The sequence below is a fragment of the Pseudomonas sp. Choline-02u-1 genome (genome assembly GCF_002836515.1).
GTDB lineage: Bacteria > Pseudomonadota > Gammaproteobacteria > Pseudomonadales > Pseudomonadaceae > Aquipseudomonas.
The window spans coordinates 1-2,903 of sequence record NZ_PJBC01000028.1 but is presented as its reverse complement, the minus strand read 5'-3'; the positions used below and the strand labels follow the sequence as shown (position 1 = coordinate 2,903).

General features: G+C 51.4%; 2 protein-coding genes and 1 pseudogene. All 3 read left to right on the top strand.

What is annotated here, in order from left to right; translation table 11 throughout:
- Nucleotides 1-1,975, top strand: a 1,975-nt coding sequence (locus CXF97_RS13935) for a DUF2235 domain-containing protein (protein ID WP_178081187.1), incomplete at its 5' end; no start/stop codon positions are given.
- Entirely contained in the window at nucleotides 1,968-2,618 is a 651-nt protein-coding gene (locus tag CXF97_RS13930) for a DUF2931 family protein (protein WP_101159025.1), read from the top strand. The genes CXF97_RS13935 and CXF97_RS13930, both read left to right, overlap by 8 nt.
- Before the next feature lie 62 nt (nucleotides 2,619-2,680).
- Nucleotides 2,681-2,903, top strand: a pseudogene (locus CXF97_RS13925) (phage baseplate assembly protein V); the annotation flags it as partial.

Below are 2,903 nucleotides of genomic sequence, written 5' to 3'. Positions count from 1 at the left end.
CGAAAACATCGAACACGACCAGAAAATCCGCGTCGGCAACGAACGGCATGACACCGTTGAAGCCAATGTGTTGAGCGAGTTCAAGGTCGAAGAACACCGGATCACTCATCTGGACCGCATCAGCGAAATGCGCGCGGATGATCACCTGACGGTGGGTGTGACGCAGCATGTGAAGGTGGGGACTGGGCAGTTTGTTGAGGCTGGGACGGAGATTCACTATCACGCTGGTGACAAGGTGGTGGTTGAGGGTGGCATGGAGCTCACGGCCAAGGCTGGCGGGAGTTTTGTGAAGGTTGATGCGGGTGGTGTCACGATTAGCGGCGCTGAGGTGAAGGTGAATACCGGTGGTGCGCCGGGGGTGGGGACTGGGATTGGGATTCTGACGCCGCTCATCCCTGGGCTAGCGGCAACAGATGCCAAGGGCAAACTCCTCAACGCACCACCGATGGGCAAATCTAGCCTTGTCCCAGAAGCGACTCCAGCAATAACCGCGCCAATGGTGGCAGATGAAGAACTCGAGGAAGAGGAAGAGGAAGTCGAAATCGAAGACATTACCCTGCGGATTGGGGTCTTTTTCGATGGTACAGGGAACAATCGTAGTAATAGTGAGCGGGTTTATGGCTGCTACGCACCGGATGTGAATCTGCAGGATCTCGCAGAGGAAATCCGCAAGTTCTGCGCGTCTCATGGCTATGACGGCAACGGTAGCACGCCCGATAACAGTTATGGGAATGACGTTAGTAATGTGGCTCGGTTGTATGACCTTTACCTCAACCAAGGGGATAAAGAGCTTCCTGCTGAAGCAGAAAAAGCGAGCATTCCTATTTATGTGGATGGAATTGGCACGAGTAGCACCGAAGAAGACTCTCTGTTTTCTCAAGCCACCGGTATAGGGACGATGGGAGTCAGGAGCCGAGTTGAAGAAGTACCGAGCAAGTTTCTGGAAGCAATTAAAGTCTTCCGGGATAACAATCCAGATAAACGCGTGAAAAAGATCGAGTTCGATATTTTCGGTTTCAGTCGCGGTGCGGCGGCGGCTCGTGACTTTGCGAATGAAGTTCTTAAGGGTGAGAAAAGTATTATTGCAAAAGAGCTACCTTCGGGTTCCCCCGCGTTGGCAGACGCCTTCAAATGGCAAGCAAAAACAGACGTCTCAATTAATTTCATCGGTATTTTTGACACTGTCGCTGCTGTGGCAAATCCATTGATTTTCGATTTCGGCGGTCATGGCTCGTGGAACCCAGGTATTAATATTGCCTTAGGCCCAGATATTGCAAAAAAAATTGTGCACCTTGTCGCAAAAAACGAGCGTCGATATAACTTTTCGTTAAACAGCGCAGGGGCCGCAGACATCATTCTGCCTGGCGTTCATTCTGATCTAGGGGGAGGCTATCTACCAAAAGCTACTGAAAAAGTGCTGATTAGTAAGCCACGCCGAAGCGACGTCGAGCGGAGATCATTGGCGACCGAAGCTAATAGTTACAAACTCGCACAGCAGGATCTTCGCCGCATCCAAGACCAGATGGCTCAGTACGATTTGCCTCTCGAACTTCGGACGTGGGAGGTAAATTTTAACAGCATGGACAGAGATGATCGAACCCCCAAAAAGCATGTCTATGCGGCAGTAAGCAGCCAACGCGAAGTGCGTAGTGAGCTGTCATTGGTCTATCTGCGGATTATGCGTGAGCTGGCTATCGAGAATGACGTCCCATTCGGGGAAATCTCTGATAACGATCCGAGACTTGCCCTACCGACGGAACTAGGTGAGATTTCTGAAAAGTTAATGGCATACGCATTGGGCAAAAGCAAAACAATCGGCCTGACCCTGCAACAAGAACAGCTGCTGTTTCAGCGTTATGTTCATCTGTCTGATAACTGGAATGCTGCGAAGGGATTAAACAACAGTGATCTTGGCATACTTTTCATTAATCGCCCCAATGATAACCTGCTTCGGACGGTTCATCCAAATGAGTAGTTTTACTCGCTTTCTGCTTGCCGCCATGTTGTTGGTGGGCTCAACATTTGCCCACGCAGGTTCGTTGCCATATGACGCTTGGCGGTTAGGTTTTTCAGCTCCTGACTACATGGAAGTTTGGATTGAAACTGCAGATGTTATCGATATGCAGGGGCAGGTATATCGACGGGCAATGAGCGGAGTTTCCGCTATTCATACTCCTAAGAATAATGCGGGCGACCCAAAGGGCTGGCCAAAAAGATCGGGTTGGGGGAAAGGCAAGTACGTTATCGGTGCAGATTTACCAAAAAAGATTTTTGTACGTTGGCAATCATTGGCGGAGCCGCAGACTTACCAAGTCGGCATCGATATACCTGAGTCAACCCGAGAAATTATGCGTACAGCTGAAAAAACTTATTGCGAAGCTACAGGTAAGTGGACGACGGGTTACAGAAAAGCAATTGCAATCGGTCTCGCGCCGGGTGGCATCGCAAAAGTGTGGGTGCTTGGCCCATGTCTGAGACCAATCGAGGTCACACAAGTGAAGGCCGAGGTTGACCCACGTGGGCCATACGAAGGCAAATCGGGTGGTCGATACGATTCGCTCTCAGAGAATTCCAAAGAATACGTCGAGACGTTCGGCGTGCCGTATGGCTCTTGGTGATGTAAAAACGCCGGTTTGATCTATGAATTAACGATGCTGTGGGCTAAAAAGTACGATGGAACAAAGTCCTCGGCAGCCAGACCGCCGTCGTCACCGGCCCCGCCGGTGAAGAAATCCAGTGCGACCAGTACGGCCGCATCAAAGTCCAATTCCACTGGGACCGCGACGGCCAGTCCGACGACAAAACCACCTGCTGGATACGCGTTGCCAGCGGCTGGGCAGGCAGCGCCTACGGCGGCATCGCCATCCCGCGCATCGGCATGGAAGTCCTCGTCACCTTCCTCA